Genomic DNA, 20,412 nt, shown 5'->3' on the forward strand with positions numbered 1-20,412 from the left:
TTAGTTTCAAAAACCAACGTTATCTCTCTTTTCTCCATAAAACTCAGCGATTTAGCAGCGGCTTTGTTACGTTTCACTAGAATATAACAGTCGAGTGTCGAGCGTAATGTTAATAAATGTCAGATTCAGGAACCGTGAAAACCCCCAGCATCATCATTAAATGCAAAACTAAAAAAAACACCACCTTCCAATGGGTCGACCGGCGAACAGCCGAGATAAATCTTATAGACATCAGCTAGCACTTCCAAAGATAAACAGCAATGTTATATTCATGATAAGAAACAGTTATCTATATTGTCGTTGTTATTTTTGGTCAGCAAAAATAATGACATGCCGAAAAAAAACATGTTAGAAATTAAGAGCATCGAAATTATATAAAGAATACTTTCCAAAGAGCATGACAAATGCCTCCGGGCACGTAAAATCTTTGGCCACACAAGTTAAAAGCAAAGATAACATTGTGAGCAGTAATTTTAACAACCGTCGTTAGAAACTGAAGCCCCGAATAGACGTAGGGGTTTCCTATAACATCGGATTAATAGCTTGGAGCACCCGACAGCTCCAGAGAGTTTTCAGGATTAATACTCTAGATCCTGGGGCGGTAGCATTCCTTTTTTTGAATTTATTCATATGCCCGCGCCCCACCTATACCCAAGCGCGACCTAAGTGACTGCGCCGATTGCGCCGATTGCGCCGACTCAAACCATGACTCACTTCAGCAGAGTAGCGATATGATTCCTATTATTTTATCCGGCGGGACAGGATCTCGCTTATGGCCCCTCTCTCGTCAACTGCGCCCAAAACAATTTCTTCCTTTGGCCAATGAAACATTCTCGATGCTGCAAGCGACTATCCAACGACTTGACGGATTAGACCTGCAAGCACCACAGCTCATCTGCAATGAAGCACATCGTTTCCTGGCAGCAGAACAACTGCTCAAACTCGGGATAGAAGACTTTCGCATTTTGCTTGAACCTGTTGGACGGAACACAGCCCCTGCAATAGCGATTGCGGCCATACAAGCTGTCGCTACGAACACCGACCCCATCTTATTGGTACTTGCAGCGGACCACCTGATCGAAGACATTACAGAGTTCCATGCAAGTGTGAAGGCAGCTATCCCACTGGCTGAAGAAGGCAAGCTTGTAACTTTCGGCGTGGTGCCTAAAACACCAGAAACGGGATACGGTTATCTCGAAATAGGCGAAAAAATTGGTGAAAAAGGGTATCGAGTAAAACGTTTCATTGAAAAGCCGGACGCGACCACCGCCAAAAATTACATCGAAAGCCAACGGTATCTTTGGAACAGCGGAATGTTTATGTTCAAGGCCAGCCGTTATCTTGAGGAACTGGCAAAGTACCGTCCTGAAATTTTATCCATCTGCCAATCCGCACTGAGCCGCGGTTCCAAAGATATGTATTTCACTCGTGTAGATAGTGAAATCTTTGCAAACTGCGCCGATGAATCCATTGATTATGCCGTAATGGAAAATACCACCGAGGCCGTACTGGTCCCATTGGATGCAGGTTGGAGTGATGTGGGCTCCTGGAACGCTTTGTCGAAGGTTTCAACCAAGGATGAGGCAGGCAATACCCGTAAAGGGGACGTATTGATGGAAGGAACACTGAATACCTACATCCATGCCAGTAATCGCCTGGTAGCAACGTTAGGCATTCAGGATCTCGTCATCGTAGAAACGAAAGACGCAGTGTTGGTGGCTCACAAATCCCACGAGCAGGACATCAAGAAACTGGTTGAACAACTGAAACACTCAGGACGGCATGAACACATTAATCATCGAGAAGTTTACCGTCCATGGGGAATGTACGACTCTATAGATAACGGCCCTCGCTACCAGGTAAAACGCATTACCGTACAACCTGGCGCAAAACTCTCAGTTCAGATGCATCATCATCGGGCAGAACATTGGATTGTTGTGAGTGGCACCGCGAAGGTTACAAACGGTGAAAAAACTTACCTCGTCGCCGAAAACGAATCAACCTATATCCCTATCGGCCAAATTCATGCCTTAGAAAATCCAGGTGTGATTCCGCTCGAGTTAATTGAGGTACAGTCCGGCTCATATCTTGGGGAGGACGACATTGTCCGCTTTGAAGATAAGTACGGCAGAGCTTAGCTTTCACACGATTGCGTATCTATCTAAGGTTTTTAGAACACACCCGACATCTAAGCGTACCCGATCCGATAACCATCCAGGATGAGAGGCGAAAGCTGCCTTGTTTAAAAGTATTTTGATCGTCTGCACCGGCAATATTTGTCGAAGCCCCATGGCTGAAATAATGTTTGCGCAGCTTTTAGAGGAAACTGATATAAAAATCAGTTCTGCCGGTTTAGGCGCGCTGGTCGACCACCCTCTTGAATCAACTGCGTTAGCTGTGTTGGCGCAACACGGTAAAACGCCTCCGGTCCATAAAGCGCGTCAATTAACCCCTGCGATGTTAGGGGATGCAGATCTTGTGCTGGTTATGGAAAAACGTCAGTTATCCAGTGTACTCCAACTGTCTTCCGAAGCTCGCGGAAAGGTCTTTCTGCTGGGCAAATGGCAAGATGAACGTGAGATACCAGACCCCTATCGCCAGGGACGGGCTGCATTTGAACATGCACATGCCTTGATAAAAGAGGCGGTACAAGCGTGGGCCACACGATTAACTCCGTGAAGTCCTCCTTCCCATACCAATATCATATAGAAGTCCATACATGCAGCAGCCGCCAATAAATACCGTTACCCAAAATGAAAGCGAAGAAATTGATTTGCTTGATTTGTTAGGCACCCTGATAGACTACAAATTCGTTATCGCTGGAATCACCAGTGTATTTATGATTGGCGGATTAGCCTATGCAATATTGGCCGCGCCTGTTTTCAGGGCAAATGCCATCATCCAGGTAGAACCCAAGAAAAATGATGTGCTCGGGTTCAATGATATGAGCAGCCTCTTGGGTGGAGAGTCACCTTCCGGAACCGAAATTGAACTTATCAAATCCCGATCCGTTCTGGGAAAAGCAATCGACAACTTAAAACTAGACATCCTGAGTGAACCTAACTACTTCCCTGTTTTTGGCAGATTCATTGCAAAAAAATATACGGGAGACACCCCCGATTCTATCGCCAAACCTTGGTTTGGTATGAATGGATATAATTGGGGGGGAGAATCGCTAACAGTTTTTAAGCTCGATGTGCCCCCGGGCTTGCTTGGAGAAGAACTTACACTGACATCAAAAGAGAAAGGTAACTACGATCTATTTGATGAGGATGGTAATCTTCTGGTGAGTGGACACGTTGGAACCAAAACAGAAAGCAATGGGATCGAAATCCTGGTTTCTGAGTTGCGTGCTAACCCGGGTGCTACTTTCTCTGTAATGCGTGAACCGCGCCTGAACAGTATTAAAGACTATCAGGAAGCTCTAGATGTGAGCGAGCGCGGCAAAGACTCAGGCATTTTAGGGCTAGCCTTGGAAAGTACCGACCCGAAAAAAGCAGTCAAAACATTGAACGAGATCGCACGGCTGTATGTGCGTCAGAATGTCGAACGTACTTCCGCGGAAGCTGCAGCCAGTCTTGATTTTCTAAAACAACAGCTACCTCAGGTACGTAAAGATCTAGAGGAAGCGGAAGACGCGCTCAATAAATATCAGACTCGCAGCAAATCCATTGATATCAGTCTGGAAACCAAAGCCATCCTGGACCAGATCGTTGCGCTTGATACAAGTATTTCGGAACTGAAGCTTCAACAAGCGGAGATGGACAGAAAGTTCACTGCCCAACACCCTGCTTATAGAGCGTTACTTTCAAAAATTGATGAGTTGAGCAGCAAACAAAGCGGGCTCTCCAAGAGAGTCGAAAGCCTTCCCGCAACCCAACAAGAGTTGTTGAGTCTCACTCGAGATGTACAAGTCAGTACGGAAATATATACCCAATTACTGAACCGATCCCAAGAGCTAGATATTGTTCGTGCCGGCTCCGTAGGCAACGTACATATAGTAGACGATGCAGATGTTGATCTGAGAGAGCCTGTCCGCCCCAAAAAAGCTCTTGTAGTACTCATGGCGACTCTATTGGGCGGGTTCCTTTCGATTATATTCGTAATGCTTCGCCGGGCAATCAACCGAGGGATTGAGAGTGCGGAAATGATTGAGCAGTTGGGATTGCCTGTATACGCGTCTGTTCCCTTCAGCACGTTACAAAAATCAGCAGAGACCAGCTCTAAAAAGACAAAGGCAGAATTCGCTCAGATACTTGCTATAAGTCAGCCCACGGATCTGGCGGTTGAGGCGGTCCGAAGCCTGCGCACCAGTCTGCACTTCGCCATGCTGGAGGCCAAAAATAACCGTCTTATGATCTCTGGCCCCAGTCCGTCTGTGGGCAAAACTTTTGTCTCCTCCAACCTCGCCGCCCTGATCGCACAGTCTGGGAAACGTGTGTTGATTGTTGATGTTGATATGCGCAAGGGATATCTCCACAAGTCCTTCGGCAAACCAGCGGAAAAAGGTCTATCCGATATTCTTACCTCGCGTTGCAGTTTAAACAGTGCGCTTCATGAGACCGAAGTGCCAAACCTGTTCTTGATTAGCCGCGGGCAAACCCCACCGAATCCCGCAGAGCTCCTGATGCACAAGAACTTCACCAACTTCCTTGAAGAAGCCAGTGAACAATTCGATCTTGTCATTCTCGACACGCCACCCATCTTGGCGGTGACGGACGCCGCTATCGTCGGGCGCCACTCAGGAACGTCGATGATTGTTACACGATTTGGGATGAATCCGGTCGGCGAAATAAAACTTACCATCCGGCGATTCGCACAAAATGGAGTCGTCTTGAAGGGTGCGATTCTTAACTATGTAGAAAAACGAGCGACATCAAAAACTGGTTACAACTCGTATGGCTACTATCAATATTCCTATGTAACTGACAAAAAATAAATTCAGTTTCACCTGACTTATCCCTCAAAAAACATTAATCGCCGCTACGCCAAATCGGCGTACGGCGAACCACGCCTGCCATTTGATTCTCTGGTGTACAACAGTATTCCACGCAAGGCTTGTGGCCTGATAAATCTCAATCTTATCCCCTTACGGTGAATAATATGAAAGTTACTGTTTTTGGCACCGGTTACGTCGGACTAGTACAGGGAGCCGTTCTTGCCGACGCCGGACACAACGTCATATGCATTGATGTTGACGCAAAGAAAATTGAACGTTTAAAACAAGGAATCATCCCAATATTCGAGCCAGGACTAGAAGAATTAGTTAAGAAGAATTTCAACGCGGGTACCCTCCAATTTTCGACGGATGCCGCACTCGGGGTAAGTCACGGAACCATTCAGTTCATCGCGGTTGGCACGCCTCCCGACGAGGATGGATCGGCAGATTTGAAACATGTGCTCGCTGTAGCCGAAACCATTGCCGAGAACATGGTTGAACACCGCATCATAGTAGATAAATCCACAGTCCCCGTAGGCACTGCACAACGCGTAAGTGACCGAATCTCGGAAGTGCTCGCTCGGCGCGACGTGAAAATTTCATATGATGTAATCTCCAATCCGGAATTTCTAAAAGAAGGTTCGGCAGTAAATGATTGCATGCGCCCTGACCGTATTATTATCGGAACAGAAAGCGAAAAATCCGAAGAGCTAATGCGCGAGCTTTATGCCCCCTTCAACCGCAACCATGAAAAAATAATAGTAATGGATGTGCGTAGCGCAGAACTGACAAAGTATGCGGCAAACTGCATGCTTGCAACGAAAATCAGTTTCATGAACGAAATTGCGAACTTGGCTGAAATGCTCGGGGCTGATGTCGAAATGGTCCGCAAAGGTATTGGCGCGGATCCACGAATTGGATATCACTTCATTTACCCAGGCGTAGGCTATGGTGGCTCCTGCTTTCCAAAAGATGTTCAGGCTTTGATAAAGACAGCCACATCTATTGACTACGACGCAAAGGTTTTGAAAGCTGTTGAAAATAGAAACAACGAACAGAAAACCACTCTATTCTCGAAAATTCATAAGCATTTCAAAGGTGATCTGTATGGCAAAACATTTGCCTTGTGGGGGCTGAGTTTCAAACCCAACACCGATGATATGCGTGAAGCACCGAGCCGAGTGATTATGGAAGCACTCTGGGCTGCGGGCGCAAAGATCCAGGCTTTTGATCCCGAAGCGATGGAAGAAACACAACGGATTTATGGTGATGTTGATAGCTTGACACTTTGTGGCACCAAGGAAAGTGCTTTAAAGCAATCAGATGCGCTGATTATCGTTACTGAATGGCAAAACTTCCGGGCTCCCGATTTTGACATGATCAAATCTCAATTGAAAAACCCGGTTATTTTTGATGGCCGTAACTTATTCGACCCTAAAGCAATGAAAAACAAAGAATTGACTTACTATTCCGTAGGGCGAGCTTGATGAAAATTCTAGTAACCGGTGTCGCCGGCTTCATTGGGTATCATGTTACGAAAGAACTGATTGCTCAGAACCACGTGGTCTATGGTATTGACAACCTCAATGACTATTACGACCCACAACTGAAAAAAGACAGGCTCGTTGACTTACAACAGCACTGCGAAACGCTTGAAAAAAGCAATAATTTCAAATTTGAACTAATGGACCTGGTGGACTCGCCGGCCATCAACTCATTATTTGCAAATAATAATTTTGATCGAGTTATACATCTTGCAGCTCAAGCGGGAGTCCGTTACTCGATAGAAAACCCAAAAGCCTATATTGACTCGAACATTGTGGGCTTTATAAATATCCTTGAAGCATGCAGAGCACAAAATACACCACACTTAGTCTATGCCTCATCCAGCTCTGTTTACGGAATGAACAACAAAATTCCGTTTTCAACTACTGATTACACAGACAACCCCATTAGTTTGTATGCCGCCACAAAGAAATCAAATGAAATAATGGCGCATTCCTATAGCCACCTTTTCGATATACCGACAACTGGTTTACGCTTCTTCACCGTATATGGTCCATGGGGTAGACCAGACATGGCATATTTCTCCTTCAGCAAAGCAATCTGCCTGGGCGAGCCAATTAAAGTATTTAATAAAGGTAAAATGGAGCGTGATTTCACCTATATAGATGACATCGTCAACGGCATCGTTAAGGTCATGGATAAAATTCCGGCCGCGCAACCTAATACCAAAACACAATCCACTGCCAGATACAAAATATACAACATAGGAAATAACAATCCGATTACCTTGGAGAAGTTCATTTCCTCTATTGAGAGCGCGCTGGGAAAAAAAGCGATAAAAAAAGAACTTCCAATGCAACCTGGAGATGTACCTCGCACTTATGCTGATGTAGACGACTTGATCAAGGATGTAGGTTTCAAACCTTCAACAACAATAGAAACTGGAATGGCAAAATTTGCTGATTGGTACTTGAAATATAGCACCGGAGAAAAGAGTAGCAACAATGAAAACTAGGAGCCTGATAAAATCCGACATCATTGCAGTCTATAGTACAATTAGTTTAAAAAGTCTTATTAAATCATTTTTCAATCCAAGTATTCACGCATGCGTGCTAACACGATTAGTACGCAACAAAAACAAGGTATTCAGTGCCATTATCAGAAACTTGCTGATCTCGAAGCACTCAATCGATATCAGTTCAACCGCCATTATTGGTCCTGCCTTGAGACTTCCCCACCCGGTTGGAATAGTAATTGGAGACAATGCTGTTTTGCATGGCAACATTACAATATACCAGAACAGCACCATTGGCTCAAAAAACGGCTACCCCGAAATTGGTAATAACACAATCATTTACCCCAATAGCGTCATTGTCGGACCGATTAACGTTGGTGAGCATTGCGTCATCGGTGCTGGTTCCTTTTTAGACAAAAGCCTTACTGCTAACACTGTCTTTCATAGATAGTAAAAGCACGTCAGGCGCGGTAAACCGAAAATTGAGGGAACAATGATTAAGCACAGTGCAGCGTGGATGATGATGGGAAATGGTATCTATGCCATTAGCCAAGCCGTGATCTTGGCTATTCTGGCAAGGCTGGTTAATGTCGAAGCGGTTGGAATGTTCAGCTTTGCTTTGGCGATAACTGCTCCCATTATGCTACTGTCCAATATAGGTCTGCGCACTCAGATCATTACCGACACGCAGAACTCATACTCGCTTAGTCAGTATCAAAAACTTCGTCGGCTCTGTAGTGCCGTTGGTGCCAGTCTCTGCGTTGCTATCGCTGCAGTCATGTCATCAACAACAGAACTCATCATTGTCGTCATCCTGGTAGCCTTCTCAAAATCCGCGGAAAACCAATCCGAACTGTTTTATGGCGTCCTGCAAAAGCAATACAAGCACCGCATCGTTGCGATTTCGCTGGCCATCAGAGGCATCCTGGGTGCTGCAAGTCTTGCAGCGGGAACCTATTATTCAGGAAGTATAATCACAGGCGTTATTTGCTACACGATTACCTGGTGGGTAGTTTGCATATTTTATGATAAAAAATGGACAAGCCGAAACATCACTAGCACTGGTAATACTGAACATACTCGATACGCAGATCTCATGCCACTTGTGTATGCAGGTCTGCCACTAGGTATCTCCGCACTACTTATAAACCTGAGCATCGGAATCCCACGAATTTTTATCGGCCAATCTGATGGCATGCATGCAATTGGCATATACTCCATCATGGCCTTTATAGTGCAAACCGGAAGTCTGGTTATCAACTCTACCGGACAGGCCATTCTTCCAAAGCTTGCAGTACAATTTAGCCAGAAAGACACTAAAGCATTCCTAACCCTGACAATCAAAGCTTCGCTTGTTGTACTACTCTTGAGTGCTTTCGGTACGCTGGGGTCATTTTTCTTCGCCGACTATTTTTTAGACTTGGCTTTCGGCAGCGAAGTATCCAGCAATGCATACTTACTAACCTTGATGTTCGCTATCTCACCAGTTCAATACCTTACCAGCTTACTGGGATACGCCATCTCTTCTACGAAACGTAATATATCTCTGGTTACCGTACAAGCACTGGCATCTTTATCAGCGTTGATTGCATCGTTTATTTTGATTCCGCTGTATGGGTTGCAAGGTGTCGTAGCCGCTACATTATTTGCAAATAGCGTAGCATTATCGGGATATATCATAACGCTGATAACCGCTCTTAAATCTGAATCCCCGAAAACCTCACAACAACTTTCCGAACAAACCAAATGAACAGAATATCTTCCTCAACCATATCGTTCATTTGCTGTGCAAGTGTCGCTTTCATACTGATAATTATATTCGGCGAATCAGCCATCGGAATCCCCTTGGCTGTGGGCGTATTAACATCCTCTGTATTCCTCAAGGATACCGTCGACTGGGCTCGTGCGCGGCTGGATAGTTTTGACCCTGGCGCCATTCTTGGTCTAGCAGGCCTGATGTATTTCCTTATCAGCCCGGTTTCCCAAGTCTCGTGGGACTTCTGGCCATATTTACCAGCCCTGACTAACGATTCGAGCTGGATTTCGTTTTGGTCTGTGTTAAACCTGTTCGGCGCTCTAACTTATAAGTTTTTCTCGCGAGTAAAAATAAAACGCAACAGCCCGACATACGTAACACCAGCTACATTCAATCATAAAAGATTTATATTCTTATCTTTAGCGCTTCTAGCAATATGCGCTATTTGTCAACTCTACATATATGCAAGTTTTGGCGGCATTCTCGGATTTATTGCTACGTTTACCGCAAGACAAGCCGCGGGAATTGAGGACGAAGATCCTTTCGCCGGCATGGGCATGCTTATGCTTGTCGCCGAGAGCTTTAAATTTCTTATAGCCATGTTTGTAATATATTGCATAAAAGATAAAAAATGGGCAAAGAGTAACTACTGCTTTGCAATGATTATGACTGGCTTGTTGATAACCTTCATTCTATTTGGAGGGTTACGGGGCAGCAGGAGCAGCACTCTATTTTCCTTGGTATTTGCGGCAGGCATGTACCATTTCTGGATCAGGAAACTACCAGTTAAAATGTTATTGGTGGGTGTTGCTTTTTCGCTAGCGTTTGCAACCTCCTATTATTGGTACAAAATCGCAGGTGCGGATGGACTGAGTGCCATTGTGGACACCAGTGCCCGTCAAAGTTTCCACAGCAGTCGTCAAAACGTCGACCAATACCTGGTAGTGAGAGACCTAGGGCGAATGGATATGCAAACCTTAGCTCTTAAAAAAATCGTATCGGGCGAACAACCCCTGTCCTTTGGCAGGACCTATTTGGTTAGTATCATTTCAAGCATACCAAAATCAATTTTGCCTTATATACCAGACCAAATAACTAAAGAAAAAACAGAACTTATTCACGGTCGCGGCAGTTATCAACGCGGTGAAGCCAGGCAGACCACGCTTGTACTTGGGCAGTTTGGCGAGTCACTCGTTAACTTTGGCATTCCCGGCATTTTTATATTTTATGCAGCGCTAGGCCTGTTTGTCGGAAAAATCAGAAGCCTGATAAAGCACTTACCTGATCGCGATATTAGATTGCTGTTAATCCCTGTGACATGTTTGATACCCCTGCTAATGATTGGCACCGACATGAATGTGCTTTTAATGCAGCTTGTTCGCTATTTGACAATACCGTTAATCCTTATAACTTTATGCCTGAAAATAAGGAAAAACAATAACGCTTCCTCCTCTATCAGCCTGCCTGCTCCTCTGGGCCATGTTGGATAGAACTCGCTACCACTTTGACTGCTGATTAATTTTAAGCGCGCACGTCAGCTAGGATACCCAGGACAAGAGCCTGATCCTACATAAGCCATTTTATGCTTAAATTCGTACATGGACGCAAACGATGCTCAATACCCCCCCAAAAAATTTCCTTATATGCACCGCAAAATTCAGTGACAATCTAGGAGACGGAGTAATATCGGACTGCACTGAGTACTTAGTAAAAAGGGCCAGTCCGGGAGCATCTATCAACCATATAGATATCGCTGGTCGAGTCGAGTACCGCTCCAGCGCAAAGCAAGATATAAAAATCACTAAAAAGATCTTCTTTTTCATCCCCCACATCCTGCAACCACTCATGACATTTGTAGCCTGGCATCTGTTTATGAAAAAACGCCTGGATGCCGCATGGTCTAAAAACGCGCCTGAGGAGAGTTTTCTATTGCTCTTTGGCGGTGGACAGCTTGTTAGCGACCTGGCGCTAAATTTCCCATTGAAATTTCACCATCTTATTAGTAAAACCAAGTCAATAAACGCAAAACTGGCGACAAATGCAATTGGTGTTTCTTCCAAAATGTCTTCCTTGGGAAGACGCCTGTATAACTCATCTTTTAGCTCCGACAAGTGGATTCATCTGAGTGTTAGAGATCAGGAAAGTCAAAAAGCGATGCAGACGCTCGTCAACGACTCTAAGAGTGTAGCCCTTACTGTCGATCCTGCATTATGGACAAGAGAGTGCTACAGCCTTGAAAATGAACGAGCACGAGACAACTCTGAAAATATCGGTTTGGGCATTGCGCACCCAGTAGAGCTTTCAGCTCACATCGAAAAAAATAAAAAAATACCTACTGACCTGACACTGAAATTCTGGACTGACTTAGCTATAAAACTTGTGGAAGCAGGCAAAAGCCCTATCTTATTTTCTAATGGTTCTGTGGAGGATGTTTCATTCTGCCAAGAGGTCTACTCAAACCTCGCACAGAAGGGATATGCCTCAAAAGTAGAGTTGAGCGCTACACCACTCAAGCCAGTAGATCTTGTCAAAAATATCAATAGATTTCACGCAGTAATCTCCCACCGCCTTCATGCGAACATCATTGCAAACTCCTTACTCATCCCGACAGTACAGTTGGGCTGGGATGCGAAAGTGAAGTCGTTTGCAAAAATGATGGGGCGAGAGTCCTGGTGTTTTGAACAATTGCCCACCGCATCCGTAGCATTTGATGCAATCGAAAGCATTTTACAATCAGGTATAGATGAAACACATCTGAACAAGTTGAAAAAAATTTCATTCGACAATATAAGTGAAATTGTAAAAAGGTATGAGGCATGAAGATTTATCTCATCAGGGATGGGGTTTTCACAACAACTAATGGTCGCCCGGCCTCCAATCTACTACATTATGAATCCTACGGCCGACGTTACCTTTCAGTTTTTTCTGAAGTTATTATTGTTGGGCGACTTTTTGAAAAGCAAGACCCGACCGCCCTGCCTGTTGATGGCCCCAATGTTAGCTTCTTAAAACTTCCTGGAGGACATGGACCAATAGGGTTAATCAAGAGCCTGCCTACAATTTTGAAAACTGTCTTTTCCACAACTTCTCCAGGTAGTGCTTATCTATTGCGGGTACCTGCAAATGTTCCCAGCATCTACGCTTTTGTGCTCTGGCTAAAAAGAATCCCTTTTTGCATCGAGGTCTGCGCAGACCCATTTGATTCCTATAGCGCCAAAGCCTTAAACAATCATCCCCTTAGTAGTATCTTCCAAAAGTTTTTTGTTGGCTTGGTTAAATGGCAATGTCGAAAGGCTGTGGCGACGGCTTATGTTACAAGGAATGCTCTACAACTGAGGTACCCACCCGCCACATCCGCTACATCGTATTCATTCACGTCGATAGACCTCTTCGAGGAAGCCTACGCTTTAAACGCCAAGAAAATGGATGTTCTCAAAACATCCGCCCCGCACATTGTCTTAACAGGCAACATGCAGGGAAAAATGAAAGGGCATGATACGCTATTAAACTCGTTAGCGATTATTCACACGAAAGGCATAAAAGCAAAGCTCACGATTATTGGATATGGCAACAATGAGCCACTCTATAGGAAGATGTGTAAAGACCTGAACTTGGAAGACTATGTTACGTTTACAGGCAAAATGTCTTCCGGGGAGCCTATCAGGAACATACTGGACACTGCGGATTTATTCGTCTTGCCATCACGCCAGGAAGGATTGCCCAGGGCGTTGCTTGAGGCTATGGCCAGAGGTTTGCCGGCGATTGCAACGCGCGTCGGAGGAACGCCTGAATTGCTGGATGAAATTGCGCTTGTGCCTCCGGATGATGAAGATCTTCTGGCTCGTAGAATTGTAGAGTTCCTATCCTCTCCCGAACTCCTGCATGCTCAGTCTTCCAGAAATCTGGCAATTGCCAGAACTTACAATGCCACTGTAATTCAGAACGCGAGAAATAACTTTCTCAACACTATGAAGAAGCTATCAAGCGCAATTTCTTGAATAACAGAATTATTTAATTTTCACAAAGAGACTTACATATGAAAGTAGCCATTATTCATGATTGGCTGGTAACTTTAGGTGGCGCCGAAAAAGTATTGAAAGAAATACTTTCGGTTTACCCAGACGCAGACATCTACACTGTGGTTGATTTTTTGACAACAGAACAACGCACAGAGATATTTAATAAAAAAACTACGACTTCATTTATTCAAAAATTACCGTTTGCCAAGAAAAACTATCGATCCTACCTGCCTCTGATGCCTCTTGCGATCGAGCAATTTGATCTATCTGATTACAACCTTATCATCAGTAGTAGCCATGCGGTCGCTAAAGGAGTCATTACGGGACCGGATCAACTGCATATTTGTTACTGCCATTCTCCAATCCGTTATGCGTGGGATATGCAAGCTCAGTATCTAAGAGATGCCGGGTTAAAAACGGGCATAAAGGGTTGGCTGACTCGTACGCTGTTACACCGCATCCGTATTTGGGATCATCGCACCTCAAATGGAGTTGACCACTTTATTTGCAATAGCGATTTCATTTCCAGAAGGATATGGAAAATATATCGCCGCAAGTCGACTGTCATTCATCCGTCAGTTGCAATTGAAAACTTTGATTTGATCGAGAAAAAAGAAGACTTCTATCTAACCGCTTCGCGCCTGGTACCTTACAAAAAAATCGACTTGATCGTAGAGGCGTTCAAACAAATGCCGGATCGAAAACTTGTCGTCATTGGCGATGGACCTCAATTTAATAAAATCAAGGAGAACGCAGCGCCGAATATTGAAATATTGGGGTATCAGGAATTCTCGGTATTGAGAAGCTATATGGAGCGTGCGCGCGCTTTTGTTTTCGCCGCAGAGGAAGATTTTGGAATTATTCCCGTAGAAGCGCAGGCCTGCGGTACGCCGGTAATCGCCTTTTCAAAAGGTGGAGCACTGGAAACTGTAATTGACGGTGAGACTGGCATCTTCTTTCCTACCCAGACCGTGGAGGCAATTCAGCAGGCTGTCGAAAACTTTGAGAAATCCTTCATTTTCTCCCCCTCGCTAATCAGAGCAAACGCAGAAAAATTTTCCAGCCAGAATTTTCGTAACGATCTAAGAAACTTTATTAATCAAAAAATGACCCAGCCAACTCCAACAACTGCACCGACAGTGGAACAGATATAGTCAATTTTCCAGTTCATTGAGCACACCAGACTCAACCGTCTCCCAGAACACCCAAGATCGCACTGATAGCAAAGATCTGTAACGCACGCCTCCATATTATTTATCCTTGACAGAGTTTCTTGCGATCGCCCACATAAATTTCGGGAGCGCCGAATATATGAATTCACTATCAAGATGCGGAGTAATCGTTACTTTCATTGTTTCCCAGTACTCAGCTCACGCATCCAATGCGCCCCCGAGCTTGTCGTCGGATCAGAAAGCAGTACACGTATTAGAAAGATTGGGCTACGGCCCATCACCAGAAGACATTCAGAATGTTTCAGCCATTGGTTTAGAGCAGTACATCCTTCAACAACTAAATCCCGAAGGTATAAAAAACCCTGACTGGCTCAGTGAGCGGCTATCCAGGATCGACGCTATCAATTTGGACCAGACAACAATATACAGAAAGTACAGCTCCCAGGCTTTCAAAGCGATTCAAACTGATACTAATGCGCGCAAGGCCTTTATTCGAGACAGAACGAATTTCGTGAATCAGGTTCGAGACGCAAGAATACTCAGAGCTCTTTACAGCCCTGCGCAACTTCAAGAAGTAATGGTAGATTTTTGGTATAACCACTTTAATATCTGGGAAAGTAAAACCCCCACGAATGGCGCTATTCTTGGTGCTTACGAAAACGATGCCATCCGGCCCTATGCGCTTGGTAAATTTAAGGATTTACTTCTTGCAAATGCCAAACAAATGGCGATGCTTTACTATTTGGATAATTGGCGAAACAGGTACGCGCCCACCGGCAGAAAAGGTGTCAATGAAAATTACGCCAGAGAGGTAATGGAACTCCATACCTTGGGGGTTAATGGTGGGTATAGCCAAGCGGACATCAAGGCATTAGCGAGATTATTGTCTGGCTGGACCTACATCGCCGATCCCAACGCTCCAAATGCAGGAAATTTTCTGTTTGATTCAAAGCATCACGATCCCAACGAAAAGCAGTTTTTGGGTATTTCATTTCCTGCCGGCGGTGGTTATAGCGAAGGCGAACAAGCTCTGTTAAAACTCGCCCAGAGCCCAAAAACTGCACAACATATTGCTCATGAGCTCGTTGAGCTTTTCGTCAATGACGCGCCACCTCAGTTACTCGTTAACAAGGTGGCTCAGCGGTATATTGAAAGCGACGGAGATATTAAAGAGCTCCTTATAGTGATTTTTAAGAGCGATGAATTTTGGTCTCCGGAGAATTACAAGGCGAAATTCAAGACACCGTTTAACTATCTGCTCTCCAGTTTGAGGGTTGCAGGGCTACCTCCAATTCAAGACTCCAGGCTATTGCAGAGTTGGCTTAAACAATCGGGAAATGGGCTCTTTGCATGGCCGGCACCGGATGGCTATAAAAATGTGGAGAGTGCGTGGTTATCTCCAGATGTCTTGATGAATCGAGCAAACTTTTCCTACAAATTGGCAGCAGGCTGGATGTCACTCTGGGGGCGGAATCCAGAAGGTGGCAATCCTCAACCCAATGCCCAAAACTTGCTTTCAACTATCGGCTCAGGGATATCACCGGGAACAATAGCAAACGTCAAGCGGGCTCCCCAAGATGTTCATTCCGCTTTGATTCTCAGTAGTCCTGATTTCATGTATCGATAATAAAATCCGAGGATTGCATAATGAATCGCAGGGGTTTTTGTAAGCTTTTCGGTGCCGTCGGATCCTATAGTTTATTCAACTCGTCGTTTGCAGCTCTTCCATCCGGTTCGTCAGATTCAAAAGCACGCCTGGTTGTCGTAATGCTCCGTGGTGCTGTAGACGGATTAAGCATATTGATCCCTCACGCTGAAATAAACTACTACCGACTACGAGAAAAGACAGCGATTGCTTTATCGGGAATGGACGGCGGAATGCATAAATTAAATAGTACATTCGGCCTTCACCCAGCGCTTTCATCGCTGGTTCCTCTTTGGCATTCAGGGCAACTCGCATTTATTCCTGCGTCAGGGTGCCCAAGCGAAACCCGCTCGCACTTTTCAGCACAATTTAATATGGAGTGTGGCATTCCAGATGCCGAGCGCTCAGTCGACGGTTGGATGAATCGCCTTGCTGTAGAAAACAGTATTGATTTGGATGAAATGAATGCTGTCAGTTTTGGTGCAACGGTCACCCAGATTTTGTCGGGAAAAAAGCCTATCGCCGTCATTAACTCTCAAGACAATTACGGAACTCGTTTACCCGTTGACAGAACAGACTTTAGAAACTCCTTGGCATCACTTTATTCGCAGAATCCCTCACTACATCATGACTATATCCAGGGCTTGAAATTTCGCGAAGAAATAATTAAGTCCATCAATACACCTGAGCTAGACAAGGAGGCATTGATGGCAAACAATGGCGCAGCACCTCCTACGCTTTTCTCCAGAGACGTTCATTTACTCAGCTCTTTAATCAACACTCAGCCAGATTTTCAGTTTGCTTTTATGCAGCTAAGCGGCTGGGATACGCACGTTAACCAAGGTGGTGCCAAGGGGGTTCTTGCGACCAACCTTTCTCAGCTAAGTTACGGACTTTCGCTCCTTCCAAAACTGCTTGGTGACAATTGGAGATCTACTACTGTAGTCGTCATGTCAGAGTTCGGTAGAACAGCCAAAGAAAATAGCACGGGTGGTACAGATCATGGCCATGGAAATGTGATGATGGTTCTTGGAGGGAATGTTGGAGGAGGTAAAATTTACGGTGAATGGCCCGGCCTTTCAGATGATGTACTTTTTCAACAACGGGATGTTGCCATTACCACTGACTTCCGACACGTACTCTCGCACATTTGCCAAGGCGGCTTAAAACTTTCCGATAATCAGCTATCTGCTATTTTCCCTAGATTACCTGACTTCCCCGCCACTTCTTTGAAAGGTCTAATCAACGGGTAGAAATCAGAGGTCGAGAATCCCAAGTTCGGAATGAGCCAGATTGAGCGCGCCGATCAAACAAATGCAGAAAAATAACACTCTTTAGTTTTGCCTAGACAAAACCTAACATTCCTCATTCTTTATATGCACCCTAACATAAGTTATGGTATTTGTTTCGCCACCCTCATTGATAGCAACGCAATAAAGCAATGTTGTTATTTGTTTTTCTATCGCATAGTTAACAGGACCCTACATGATCCGTAAATGCCTATTCCCCGCCGCCGGTTATGGCACTCGTTTTCTGCCCGCCACAAAGGCCATGCCCAAGGAAATGCTGCCGGTAGTGAATAAGCCGCTGATCCAATACGGCGTAGAGGAAGCGCGTGATGCGGGCCTCCAGCATATGGCTATCGTTACTGGTCGTGGTAAACGCGCTTTAGAAGATCACTTCGATATCAGCTACGAGCTGGAACATCAGATTCGCGGCAGTGATAAAGAGAAGTTTTTGTCGGGTACTCGCGAGCTGATGGAGACGTGCACGTTCTCTTACACCCGTCAGGTGGAGATGAAGGGGCTGGGGCACGCCATTCTCTCTGGTCGTCCGTTGATCGGTGACGAGCCCTTTGCCGTGGTTCTGGCTGACGACTTGTGTCTGAACCTGGAAGGTGATGGTGTGCTGTCCCAGATGATCGCGCTCTACAAGCAGTTCCGTTGCTCGATCGTGGCGATTCAGGAAGTGCCCAACGATCAAACGCACAAGTACGGAATCATCGCTGGCGAGCAGATTCGCGAAGGCATTTATCGGGTCAACAGCATGATTGAAAAGCCTAAACCGGAGGATGCGCCGTCCAATCTGGCGATTATTGGCCGCTATATCCTGACGGCCGATATCTTTGACTTGATCGCCGATACCGAACCCGGCAAGGGCGGTGAAATCCAGATCACTGATGCGTTGATGAAGCAGGCACAGAATGGTTGTGTACTGGCTTATAAATTTGAAGGTCATCGTTTCGACTGCGGCGGAGCGGAAGGCTACATCGACGCAACCAATTTCTGTTACGAGAATTTGTATAAGAACGGCTTTTAAACGTTACTTTTCAGCTCTTGGGTGCCGCGTTTCCTCGCGGCCGCAACCCTTCGCAAGGCGAATCACCATGAACGCATCCAGATCACCAATCGACGCTGCCTATACATCGCTGGATACTTTTGCCTCCGGCAATATGGTTTTGGGGCAGAAGTTCACCGAGGGCAATAGTGGATTGATGACCTGGTTGCGGACGTACGAAAGTGGTCCCAGTTCTTCTTCACCACAACCTAGGTTGTTGGTGGAACGCATCGGGCTCTTTCCTTCTTCGGGGGAGATTCGATGCGCGGTCCGCAGCCCGATTGCCGTCCTAGAGCATCTTTGGTCGCTGTATGCCGATAAGGCACTGGACGCTGAAGAGAAAGGTGGCTCGGGTTTAAACCTGACGTTCGCTGAATGGCGCTTCAGGATTCGTCTCTCGGAAAGTCAGCTCGAAATCCTGCTGAATGTTGAGAGCCGTGGCGATGTTGTGCTGATGCAGTTGAAAACTGCAGAACTGCTGGCTCGAATTGATGAGAAAAACAGAAGTGAGTCTTAGCCCCCTCCCCCCAGGTCTTGCAATGAAGTCGGATTTACAACCTCGTCGCCTCGCCTGAAGTGCGCCAATGAGGTTGCATAAACGCTTTTTCGGCCCCCGACAAAGTCACGGCAACAGAGTTCAAGACCCCCTCAGCCGTGTACTTGGGAATGCTCGTACTCAACATGATGACCGCAATCCCCACCACCAGAACTGGCAGGGGCATTTTGCGGATTTGCCTTTTCTCCAGCCTGAAAAGAAATACACAGGCCGCTGCTGATCCCACAACCGCCCCGGCAATAGCTTCTGACAGAGGATGGATCGTCTGCCCTACATACTGGACGCTGAACCACCAGGTCGACAGCAGCCCTCCACCAAGAGCCAGCCATCGAAGGCGCTGATCCAGTTGGCGCAACAGCAAACTCAGTACAACGGTCGACACCAGGCAAGCATTCATCGCATGGCCGCTGATGACCGCGATATCCAGGCTTTCCAGGCCGATTCCCCAGCCCTTGAAAAGCACTTTACTGAGACCAACGACGGTATAGGCGACGGACAGCACGCTTAGCCATAAGAGGGCGAGTTTTCTTGATGCGGTACACCACAACCAACCGGCGACAACCAGCGCTGCCGGAAGCATCACCGTGATGCCAGCGTATTGCGCAATGTATAGTTTTGACTCCAACCTACTTCCTCTCGCCTCGTGCAGACTATTTTGGATATGAGCAACATGCTCGACAGGTAAAAATCAACGATCCAAAAAGCACTTGAGGCGATTCTCTACAACAGCCACAGAATAGCTCGCGATGTGCATCGCCAGCCCCTCCTCCACCAGCGCCTCAAGCAAGGCAACTTGTGCCGCGAAGCGTTGTTCGCGTTTGAGCTTTCGAGCAGCGTGCATCTGATCGATCAATACATGAGTCACTTGATAAGGGGTATTGACTCTGAGGCGCCCCAGCCAGACGGGAAGTCTTTTTTCGCTCCTGGTTCGCCTGATATCCAGTACGCCCGTCGCCTTGTCCGAAGAGGTTTTCGACCCTTCCACGATTTCTTCAAATACGTCGGTCAACTTTTTTAATGCGTGGCCCAGAAGTAAGTCATCAAGCGCATCCAAAAAATCTACCTCTTCACTTTGTGAAGTGACTTCCAGTCAATACATACTCGCTATTATCACACTACACGCTATTCTATGTAGTTAGTTGACTTATTCTAACACCCCTTCGCCAGATAACATTCACCCTCCGGACTGGCTTATATAAGTTGCATTGACGTTTATAACGTCACAAATAACAACCAGACTAAAATACTGCCTGGGATATACGTAATGACTACTAGCACTAACGGAATACAGGTGTCAGAGAAGCCCGATGCATGGGTGTTAACCGTCTGATGCGTTGAACCTGTGATCCCGCTTGGCATCATATTCACGGATACACCGCCCCACCTTTCAAACACCTGTTTTCAGGTTGTTGCCACTGGGGCCACCGATACACGTTTGCACCCTTGAGCAGCTGTCAGCGCTCGGGT

The 20,412-nt window shown here is 45.9% G+C and carries 17 protein-coding genes; 15 read left to right on the plus strand and 2 right to left on the minus strand.

The features are described from left to right. The first annotated feature begins 731 nt into the window (after positions 1-731). The 15 genes from CKW21_RS27280 to CKW21_RS27350 all read left to right on the plus strand — a co-directional run bounded on the left by CKW21_RS27280 (position 732) and on the right by CKW21_RS27350 (position 18,906). The gene (locus tag CKW21_RS27280; RefSeq protein ID WP_095196963.1) at positions 732-2,138 is read left to right on the plus strand and encodes a mannose-1-phosphate guanylyltransferase/mannose-6-phosphate isomerase; all 1,407 of its coding nucleotides are present in this window, start codon (positions 732-734) and stop codon (positions 2,136-2,138) included. 100 nt (positions 2,139-2,238) lie between these two features. Beyond that, positions 2,239-2,679 (plus strand): low molecular weight protein-tyrosine-phosphatase, encoded by a 441-nt coding sequence (locus CKW21_RS27285; protein WP_095196964.1) that lies wholly within the window; start codon positions 2,239-2,241, stop codon positions 2,677-2,679. 40 nt (positions 2,680-2,719) lie between these two features. Beyond that, positions 2,720-4,939, plus strand: a complete 2,220-nt coding sequence (locus CKW21_RS27290) for a polysaccharide biosynthesis tyrosine autokinase (RefSeq protein WP_095196965.1) — start codon at positions 2,720-2,722, stop codon at positions 4,937-4,939. A 164-nt stretch (positions 4,940-5,103) separates the two neighbouring features. Continuing rightward, positions 5,104-6,426, plus strand: a complete 1,323-nt coding sequence (locus CKW21_RS27295; protein ID WP_095196966.1) for a UDP-glucose/GDP-mannose dehydrogenase family protein — start codon at positions 5,104-5,106, stop codon at positions 6,424-6,426. After that, the gene (locus CKW21_RS27300) at positions 6,426-7,460 is read left to right on the plus strand and encodes an NAD-dependent epimerase (protein WP_170948750.1); all 1,035 of its coding nucleotides are present in this window, start codon (positions 6,426-6,428) and stop codon (positions 7,458-7,460) included. Before CKW21_RS27295 ends, CKW21_RS27300 begins: the two co-directional genes overlap by 1 nt. Next, positions 7,450-7,911 carry a serine O-acetyltransferase gene (locus CKW21_RS27305; protein ID WP_095196968.1) on the plus strand — a complete coding sequence of 154 codons (462 nt, stop codon included), beginning with the start codon at positions 7,450-7,452 and terminating at the stop codon, positions 7,909-7,911. The genes CKW21_RS27300 and CKW21_RS27305 overlap by 11 nt, the downstream gene beginning before the upstream one ends. A 42-nt stretch (positions 7,912-7,953) precedes the next feature. Then, a complete protein-coding gene (locus tag CKW21_RS27310; RefSeq protein WP_095196969.1) occupies positions 7,954-9,210 on the plus strand; it encodes a lipopolysaccharide biosynthesis protein in 1,257 nt (418 codons plus the stop codon). 95 nt (positions 9,211-9,305) lie between these two features. Further along, a complete protein-coding gene (locus CKW21_RS27315; protein WP_141233038.1) occupies positions 9,306-10,706 on the plus strand; it encodes a hypothetical protein in 1,401 nt (466 codons plus the stop codon). 121 nt (positions 10,707-10,827) lie between these two features. After that, entirely contained in the window at positions 10,828-12,036 is a 1,209-nt protein-coding gene (locus CKW21_RS27320) for a polysaccharide pyruvyl transferase family protein (RefSeq protein WP_095196971.1), read from the plus strand. Then, on the plus strand, positions 12,033-13,214 hold the full coding sequence (locus tag CKW21_RS27325; protein ID WP_095196972.1) for a glycosyltransferase: 1,182 nt from the start codon (positions 12,033-12,035) through the stop codon (positions 13,212-13,214). Before CKW21_RS27320 ends, CKW21_RS27325 begins: the two co-directional genes overlap by 4 nt. Positions 13,215-13,252: 38 nt before the next feature. Next, a complete protein-coding gene (locus CKW21_RS27330; RefSeq protein WP_095196973.1) occupies positions 13,253-14,389 on the plus strand; it encodes a glycosyltransferase family 4 protein in 1,137 nt (378 codons plus the stop codon). 157 nt (positions 14,390-14,546) lie between these two features. Then, positions 14,547-16,034 carry a DUF1800 family protein gene (locus CKW21_RS27335; protein WP_095196974.1) on the plus strand — a complete coding sequence of 496 codons (1,488 nt, stop codon included), beginning with the start codon at positions 14,547-14,549 and terminating at the stop codon, positions 16,032-16,034. A gap of 20 nt (positions 16,035-16,054) precedes the next feature. Continuing rightward, positions 16,055-17,305 (plus strand): DUF1501 domain-containing protein, encoded by a 1,251-nt coding sequence (locus tag CKW21_RS27340; RefSeq protein ID WP_095196975.1) that lies wholly within the window; start codon positions 16,055-16,057, stop codon positions 17,303-17,305. A 232-nt stretch (positions 17,306-17,537) separates the two neighbouring features. Continuing rightward, positions 17,538-18,371 (plus strand): UTP--glucose-1-phosphate uridylyltransferase GalU, encoded by an 834-nt coding sequence (gene galU / locus CKW21_RS27345; protein WP_095196976.1) that lies wholly within the window; start codon positions 17,538-17,540, stop codon positions 18,369-18,371. 67 nt (positions 18,372-18,438) lie between these two features. Next, the gene (locus CKW21_RS27350) at positions 18,439-18,906 is read left to right on the plus strand and encodes a mannose-1-phosphate guanylyltransferase (protein ID WP_256590337.1); all 468 of its coding nucleotides are present in this window, start codon (positions 18,439-18,441) and stop codon (positions 18,904-18,906) included. A 34-nt stretch (positions 18,907-18,940) separates the two neighbouring features. On the opposite strand, the gene CKW21_RS27355 is transcribed toward CKW21_RS27350, so the two are convergent. Both CKW21_RS27355 and CKW21_RS27360 read right to left on the minus strand, forming a co-directional pair. Further along, entirely contained in the window at positions 18,941-19,570 is a 630-nt protein-coding gene (locus tag CKW21_RS27355) for a hypothetical protein (protein WP_256590338.1), read from the minus strand. Positions 19,571-19,633: 63 nt separating this feature from the next. After that, a complete protein-coding gene (locus CKW21_RS27360; protein ID WP_095196977.1) occupies positions 19,634-19,999 on the minus strand; it encodes a hypothetical protein in 366 nt (121 codons plus the stop codon). Positions 20,000-20,412 lie beyond the last annotated feature (413 nt).

Origin of the sequence: Pseudomonas sp. Irchel 3A7 (assembly GCF_900187565.1) — a bacterium.
Classification (GTDB): Bacteria; Pseudomonadota; Gammaproteobacteria; order Pseudomonadales; family Pseudomonadaceae; genus Aquipseudomonas.